This window comes from Stieleria mannarensis (genome assembly GCF_014154935.1).
Lineage (GTDB): Bacteria > Planctomycetota > Planctomycetia > Pirellulales > Pirellulaceae > Stieleria > Stieleria mannarensis.
Map to the genome: position 1 here is coordinate 1 of NZ_JACEHH010000099.1, position 8,208 is coordinate 8,208.

General features: G+C 59.1%; 4 protein-coding genes. 2 read left to right on the forward strand and 2 right to left on the reverse strand.

Going from position 1 to position 8,208, the window contains the following annotated elements:
- Positions 1 to 177: 177 nt before the first annotated feature.
- Both H1B37_RS32135 and H1B37_RS32140 read left to right on the forward strand, forming a co-directional pair.
- On the forward strand, positions 178 to 1,662 hold the full coding sequence (locus H1B37_RS32135; RefSeq protein ID WP_182871379.1) for an efflux RND transporter periplasmic adaptor subunit: 1,485 nt from the start codon (positions 178 to 180) through the stop codon (positions 1,660 to 1,662).
- Between the two features lie 310 nt (positions 1,663 to 1,972).
- Positions 1,973 to 5,083 carry an efflux RND transporter permease subunit gene (locus H1B37_RS32140; protein WP_182871380.1) on the forward strand — a complete coding sequence of 1,037 codons (3,111 nt, stop codon included), beginning with the start codon at positions 1,973 to 1,975 and terminating at the stop codon, positions 5,081 to 5,083.
- A 13-nt stretch (positions 5,084 to 5,096) separates the two neighbouring features.
- On the opposite strand, the gene H1B37_RS32145 is transcribed toward H1B37_RS32140, so the two are convergent.
- A complete protein-coding gene (locus H1B37_RS32145; protein WP_182871381.1) occupies positions 5,097 to 6,521 on the reverse strand; it encodes a sigma-54-dependent transcriptional regulator in 1,425 nt (474 codons plus the stop codon).
- Entirely contained in the window at positions 6,506 to 7,840 is a 1,335-nt protein-coding gene (locus H1B37_RS32150; RefSeq protein ID WP_182871382.1) for a sensor histidine kinase, read from the reverse strand. Before H1B37_RS32150 ends, H1B37_RS32145 begins: the two co-directional genes overlap by 16 nt.
- Between the last annotated feature and the right edge of the window lie 368 nt (positions 7,841 to 8,208).

Genomic DNA, 8,208 nt, shown 5'->3' on the forward strand with positions numbered 1-8,208 from the left:
CAGAATCTGTCCACTGCGGTGGTGAATCTCTTTGCTTTTCTTGGCGATTGGGCATGCGTGAGCGGAGAAAACGGGAAAAAAAGCATTGCGAATGCGTCTCGTTGCCCTATGGCACGCTGCGTGCTTCTGAGAATTGGGAAACGCTCCGGATTTCCTGCCCGCCGACTGCCCTTCGCGATGACTGACGCACCCAATTCCCACCCCAAGCCGAATCCGTTCCAGTTGATTTCGCAAGGGATTCCAACCCTGTTAGTCCTGGTCGTGATGGCTGGCGGCTGGTTGGCCATCTACCAAATCAACCACCAACGACCGATGGAGGTGGAGCCCGAGGTCGTCCAAGCGGACGCGGATCCCGAGACTGTCGTCATGCCGGCCGGCAAGCTGGCCGTCGCTCAGCTGAAAACGTTACCGGTACAGCAGCAGTCGATCCAGCATGTTCACACCGTTCCGGGCCGACTGCGATACGATCAAACCAGGCACGTCGATGTGAAAGCGCCGCTGGACGGGATCGTGTCTGAACTCCTGGTCACTCCCGGCGACCAGGTCTCCCAGGGGCAATTGATCGCCGTGTTGCGGAGCCCCGAAATCGGGCAGGCGCGGGCCGAAATCTTGAAGCGACAGAAAGAGCGTCAGATCGCGCGACAGGTTCTCCAGCGTGAAGCGACTCTGGCCAAAAACTTGGAAGGGCTCTCAAGCATGCTGGACCGAGGGGAAGCGGTCGACGTGATCGAAGCGGCGTTTGCCGATCAGTCGTTGGGCGGCTACCGCCAACAAATCTTGTCGAGTTATTCAAAGATGAAATTGGCGGAAACTCTGATCGCCAAAATCGAGCCGTTGGTCGAGTCGGGTTCGGTTTCCGGACGGACGATTCGCGAGCGCGAAGCCGAGCGGCAATTGGCCGAGACGGCCTTTCGTACCGCACGCGATCAAGCCAACTTCGCAGCCGAACAAGCGAAACTGAAATCCGAAGCCGGACTGGCCGAGGCCGACCGACAATTGAACTTGGCCTGGCAAGCGGTCGAAACCCTGCTGGGGTACAACGAGGACAAACAGCGCGCCAATTTGAGCGATGAGGAAGCGTTGTCGCGGTTGGAAGTCCGCGCCCCGTTCGAAGGGACTGTTGAATCGCGATTGTATGCCGACAACGAACGCGTCTCACGCGGCGAACCACTGATCGTGCTGGCCAACACCGATTCGTTGTACGTCGAAGCGAACATTCGAGAGAGTGATTGGTCGGCCGTTTCGCTTCGACCGGGAACACCAGTCTTCGTGCGTGTTCCGGCGTTGGAAAACCAGACGTTTGATGCGACGGTTCACTATGTCGGTCGCCAAGTACAGACGGACACCAATTCGGTTCCCCTGGTTGCGACGATCAACAATCCAGACGGTCTGCTGCGGCCGGGCATGTTTGTCCGCGTGACGATTCCCATCGGTCATCCGCGGCAGGCATTGTCGGTTAAGCCGGAATCGGTCGTGCAACATGACAACCAGCAGTTCGTTTTTGTGGACCAAAATGGCGGTGCGTTCAAGCGTGTCGACGTGACCACGGGGGACGTCTCGGACGATTGGGTCGAGATCACCGAGGGATTGTCCGCCGGGCAATCGGTCGTGACCGACGGAGCGTTCTTGCTGAAGTCCGAACTGTTGCTCCAAGGCGAATGACGGCCATCGTAAAAATGATGACTCGCAACCGTTCATTCACCCTCCATGCAGGGCATTGGCGTCTGCACAAGTCGGCCCGCAATCTAGGACAGGGCTCCCCTCTCCCCAAAACAGATCGCGCAAAAGACTCAGATCGCGAATTGACTATGACCGCGATTTGTTTTGGGGAGCGGGGCTGGTGGTGAGGGGCCGTACACCCGACCAGTTTTTAGGCCGCTAGCCCCCTCATCCCCAGCCCTTCTGCCCCGCAAGGCCGGGGGAGAAGGGAGCCACTGTAATTTGTGTAGACACCACCACCGATTCAAGCACCATGCTCACACGCATCATCGAACTTTCGCTGACCAACCGTGGTCTGGTCATCATCTTGACCTTGTTGATGGCCGCCGCCGGAATGTACTCGGCGTTGCATTTGCCGATCGACGCCGTGCCGGACATGACGAATGTGCAAGTCCAGGTCGTCACCGACGCCGGATCGCTCTCGCCGGTCGAAGTCGAACGCTATGTGACCTATCCGGTTGAAAACACGATGGGCGGCTTACCGGACGTCGAAGAACTGCGCAGCGTCTCCAAGTTCGGCATCTCCGTCGTCACCATCGTGTTCACCGAAGGCACCGACATCTATCGGGCCCGTCAATTGGTGACTGAACGATTGGGGGATGCCGCCAGCAGCATTCCGCCCGGATACGGTTCGCCCACCGTCGGACCGCTGACGACGGCGCTCGGCGAGATCCTGCAGTTTGAAGTCCGGAGCGAACGGCACACGCCGATGGAGTTGCGGACGCTGTTGGAATGGGACGTCGCGCCGCGGTTGCGCGAAGTCAGCGGGGTGACGGAGATCAACACCCACGGCGGCTATTACAAAACGTTTGAGGTGCAACCCGATCCGGATCGCATGACCAGCTACGGTATCTCGATGGACCTGCTGTTCGAGCGATTGGAAAACAACAACAACACCTCCGGCGGCGGTTATGTGATCCACCACGGCGAGCAGCGGTTCATCCGCGGGGTGTCATTGCTGGAGTGTGCCGGGGACATCGAGGAGGTGGTCGTCCGTCGAGAAAGCGACGGCAATCCGATTCTGATCCGCGACATCGCCCAGGTCAGCATTCAACCGATGACGCGTCAGGGTGCGGTCACACGCGACGGCCGGGGCGAGGTCGTGACGGGGCTGGTGATGATGTTGATCGGCGAGAACTCGCGCGAAGTGGTCACGGCGGCCAAGCAGCGGCTGAAGGAGATCGAGCAAACCCTGCCCGAAGGCGTGACGTTGGAAGTCACCTACGACCGCGCCGCGCTGATCGGACGAACCCTGAAAACGGTGCTGACCAACCTGACCGAAGGCGGCATTTTGGTGATCGTCGTGCTGTTGCTGATGCTGGGAAACCTGCGTGCCGGAATCATCGTCGCGCTGGCGATTCCGCTGTCGATGCTGTTTGCCACCAACGTGATGGCGTATACCGGAGTGACCGCCAGTTTGATGAGTCTGGGGGCGATCGATTTCGGATTGATCGTCGACAGCAGCGTCATCATGATTGAAAACTGCATCCGCAAACTGTCCCACGACAACGGCGACACCAAACACGAAGACGTGATCCGCGACGCGGCGGTCGAAGTGCGAAAACCCACCATGTTTGGCGAATTGATAATCGCCGTCGTGTTCTTGCCGATCCTGTTACTCGAGGGGACCGAAGGCAAATTGTTTCGGCCGATGGCACTGACCGTGCTGTTCGCACTCGGCGGATCCTTGGTGTTGTCCTTGTCCTTCATGCCCGCCATGGCATCGATCTTTCTGCCGAAAAAGATGAAGGAAGAAGAGATCTTTCTGGTGCGTGTGGTGAAGTTCTTTTACACACCGCTGGTCACCCGCGCGATCAAACACCCCGTCGTGACGATCGCCACGGCACTGACGCTATTTGCGGTCAGTTTGCCGATGGCACGCAATTTGGGTGCGGAATTCATGCCGCGACTGGAAGAAGGCGACTTGTTGGTCGAAGCGTTGCGGTTGCCCAGCGCGACGCTGGAAGGGTCGATCGAGATGTCGACTCAGATCGAGAACATCCTCAAGAAGTACCCCGAAGTCAAAACGGTGTTTTCCAAGACGGGCCGCCCGGAGATCGCCAATGATGTGATGGGCGTGCACCAAACCGACGTTTGGGTGATTCTAAAGCCAGTCGACCAATGGCCCGAGCCGAAGACACGCGATGAATTGATCGAACAGATGTCCGAGGAATTGACCGCCAACGTGCCCGGTGTCGCGTTCGGGTTCACCCAGCCGATCGAAATGCGGGTCGACGAACTGGTCGCCGGCGTCAAAGCGGATGTCGCCGTGTTGCTTTACGGTGACGACATGGAAGTATTGGGGACCAAGGGCAAAGAGATCGAAACGGTGTTGCGGTCGATTCCCGGGGCCGTCGATGTCAAAGCGGACTACCAAGCCAATTTGTCGACGCTGACGATCAAGACCAGAGCGGAGGCGCTAGCGCAATACGGGATCGATGCACAAACGGTGTTGGACGTCGTGTCTGCGCTCGGCGGGCACCAGGTCGGTCAGATCTTTGAAGGCCGCGCCCGCTATCCGATCCTGGTGCGTGTGCCGGCCGACTGGCGGGAAAACCTCAGCCTGCTGGAGCAGGTGCCGGTGGCGGATGCCGCGGGGCGATCGATCCCGCTGAAGGAACTTGCCGACATCCGTTTAGAAGAAACCCCGCCGACGATCGAACACGAAGGCCAGCGTCGCCGGACGTTCATTTCCGCCAACGTCCGCGGCCGCGATGTGGCGACGTTTGTCAATGAAGCTCAGGCCGCAGTCGAAGAAAAGGTCGACTTCGCCCCGGGATACGAACTGCGTTGGGGCGGCGACTTTGAAAACCTGCAATCGGCCAGCCGCCGTTTGGCGATCATTTTGCCGATCGTGTTGATCATCATCATGCTGCTGTTGCACACCAGTTTGGGATCGTTGCGATTGGCCTTGCTGATCTTCCTGGCCGTTCCCATGGCGGCCTCCGGCGGTGTGATCGCGTTGTACCTTCGATCGATGCCCTTCAGCATTTCAGCCGGCGTCGGCTTCATCGCGCTGTTCGGCGTCGCGGTGCTGAACGGATTGGTGTGGGTCAGTGCCGCGGAGAACTTGCGCAAGACCGGGGTACCGCTGCGGGAGGTCAGCGAGGAAACCGCCCAAGTGCGTTTGCGTCCGGTGTTGATGACTGCGTTGGTGGCGAGTTTGGGGTTCTTGCCGATGGCACTTTCCACCAGCGACGGGGCGGAGATGCAGCGTCCGCTGGCAACCGTGGTGATCGGGGGCCTGATCACGTCCACGCTGTTGACCTCGTTGGTCGTGCCGTGCATCTATCCCTGGTTCGCAAAAGGGCTGCAAGACATCGAACTGACACACCACGGCGAACCGGAACCGACGTTGCACTGACAGAGATCGAGCGTCAGGTGAATTGGCTGACATCAATCCCCAGCGATTTGATCTTGCTGCGAAGCGTGACGCGAGAGATGCCCAGGATCGTCGCGGCTTTGAGTTGGTTCCCCGTGGTGAACGCCAACACTTGGGTGATCAGTTGTCGTTCCGCGATGGCGATCGCTTCGGCATACAAGTTGTCACTTCCCGCTTCCAACCGCTCGGCGACAAACTGCTGCGACAGAAAACCCGACGCGTCGGACTGCGAATCCGCGTTTCGATCGCCGGCGACCAGCGGCGGCAAGAAGTCGGGCAGCAAGACGTTCCCCCGCGCCGTCAGCAACGACTGTTTCATGACGCTTTCGAGTTCACGGACGTTGCCGGGCCAATGGTAACGATCAAGGATTTCGAGCGTCTCGGGGGCCAGCGTGCGGACGTCCTTGCCGAACTCTTTGCTGTACCGCCGCAAAAAGTACTCTGCCAACACCTTCAAGTCCCCTTCGCGCTCACGAAGTGGCGGCAGATGAATCGTCACAACGCTCAGCCGGAAGTAAAGGTCCGATCGGAACAGGCCTTCGGAGACCAGCTTTTTCAGGTCGTGATTGGTCGCGGCGATGATCCGCGCGTCGACTTGGATCGGTGTGTTACCGCCGACGCGTTCGAACGTTTGATCTTGCAAGACACGCAGCAATTTGGCTTGCGTCATCGGCGACATGTCACCGACTTCGTCTAAGAACAACGTGCCGCCGTCGGCCTGTTCCAGTTTGCCAATGCGTTGGCGATGGGCGTCGGTGAAGGCGCCCTTTTCATGGCCAAAGATTTCACTTTCCAACAACGCGTCAGGAATGGCCGCGCAATTGATCGCCTGGAAGGGGCCCTTCGATCGCGCGCTGTGGTGATAGATCGCCTGGGCGACGACTTCTTTGCCGGTCCCGCTTTCGCCCAACAACAGGACGGTCAAGTTTTGTGACGCCACGCGGCCGATCGCCTTGTATACCTCCTTCATCGCGTGACAGCGTCCGACGATGGCATCGGCGACCGCACCGTCCATCGGGCCCTCTTCGTCGGCCAGTAACGGTTGCACCCGCACCATACGACTAAGGTTGAAGGCTTTGTCCAGCAACGCCCGCATCTCGTCCAGTTCGAGCGGTTTGAACAGGTAATCGTATGCGCCCAGTTTGGTCGCTTCGATCGCCGATTCGACCGTTCCGTGCCCGGTGATAAAGATGAACGGGACGCGGGGGTCGATCTCACGCAATCGTTTGAACAAATCCAATCCGTTGGTGTCGGGAAGACTCAGGTCCAACACGACGACGTCGGGTTGGGCTTGGACAAACAACGCTTCACCTTCGGCGGCGCACTTCGCGGACAGAACTTCGGTCGTCTTGGTCGTAAACGCGCGCTCAAACGCTTTCAGGATCGACGCTTCGTCATCAATGACTAACAGGCGTTGCATGATTCCTCACTGCTGGTTGCGTCATCGGACCGCAACTGCCCGCCGGATTGAGTTGCCAAGGGGAGCGCCAATCGAAATTGGGCGCCCCGTGGGATTCGGTTGGATCCGGTCAGGGTGCCATGATGCGATTGGGCGATCCGGCGACAGATGCCCAGCCCCAGGCCGACGCCGTTGGGTTTGCTGGTCGCAAAGGGGGTGAAGAGCTTGTCCAAGATCGCTTCGCTGATTCCTTGGCCGGTGTCCGACACGGTGACTTGGACTTCGGAATCCTCGGACGTCACCGCAACCGTCAATTCACCTCCCTCGGGCATTGCGTCGAGCGAATTGAGCATCAAGTTCAGCAGCAGTTGTTGGATCTGTGCCGCATCGCCGTTGATCGATTGAGGCCTGTCGTCACATTCCAGCACCAGTTCAACGCCTTGCGTTGCACAACGTCCCTCGATCAACTGAACGGAGCGTCCGACCGCGTCTTGAATGGGAAAGACTTTCGATTCGCCTTGTTCGGGACGGGCATAATCGAGCAGACTGTTGACTGAACGTTCCATGCGTCGAATCTCTTGTTCGACCAGCTCCAGGTCATCGGTCGGTAGCCCCTCGTCGGCGAATTTTCCGCGATTGACTTGGATCAACATTTTGATCGACGTCAGCGGATTGCGAATCTCGTGGGCGACCCCGGTGGCCAATTGAGCGAGCGTGGCCATCTGCTGGGCACGCAAGGCTTCGGTTTCGCGAGCCATCAGCAATCGTTCTTGTTCGGCCCGCTGAATTTCGGTCAAATCACGCAGGATCGCGATGCGAAGTTGGCCGGTTTCCGAGGGATAGTCGCTGACGGAGACCTGGACGGGCAATGGCGGTGCGTCGGGCCGATCGACATTGATTCGAAATTCACAGGGCAGTGTCTCAAACGACCGTGGGAAATCCGCCATCCGCGAATGGGTTGTTTTTCCCACCAACTCCGCAGCGTCGACGGCAAAGAGTTCGCTGCTCGCCCGGTTGCATGAAACGATCCGCCCGCTGCTGTCGAACGTGATGATCCCTTCGCTGGCGTTGGCCACGATCGTTTCAGAACGCTGATGCTCCTGGATCGCAATCCGCCGCAACGGACCAATGATGACCCACCACAGGACCGGGGCGCAGACCATCGTCAGCAACACCGCGTCGAGCACCGCCTTGCCCGATTCACCTAGAAAGTCGGGCACCACGTGGGGCAACAACAACATCACGCCGACTTCGGCGGTGAAGACCAGCATCAAGACGATCCCCAGGATCCGCATCGGTGAACGCAGGATCGATGACAGGGCGGAAACGCGGTTGGACATGCGCAAACACTGGCGGAAACTGGGAACGAGGCGCGCCGGCGTGACCCGACGCCAGAGCCCGCCCGGCTCAGGCGTCTGACTTGAGCAGCTGGAACGCTCCCATTCTATCAGTGATTTCGACATCGAACATCCAAGACGCGGTGGCCACCACGGTGATCGGCGCCGACGCAGCGGTCGAATGCTTCGCCCCGCACCGATCGAACCCGCCAAGGGGTTGCAACCGGTGTGCCAAAGCCGGCCACCGCGATTGCCTGCCGTTTCTCGGCAGCCGTGCCTTTCGATCGGTCAGTTAGCAGCTTGACGATGGAAAGAATCTGTCCAGCGTGTGAACAGTGCTTGCAAGAGAAACGCAACACGATACCAGAGAG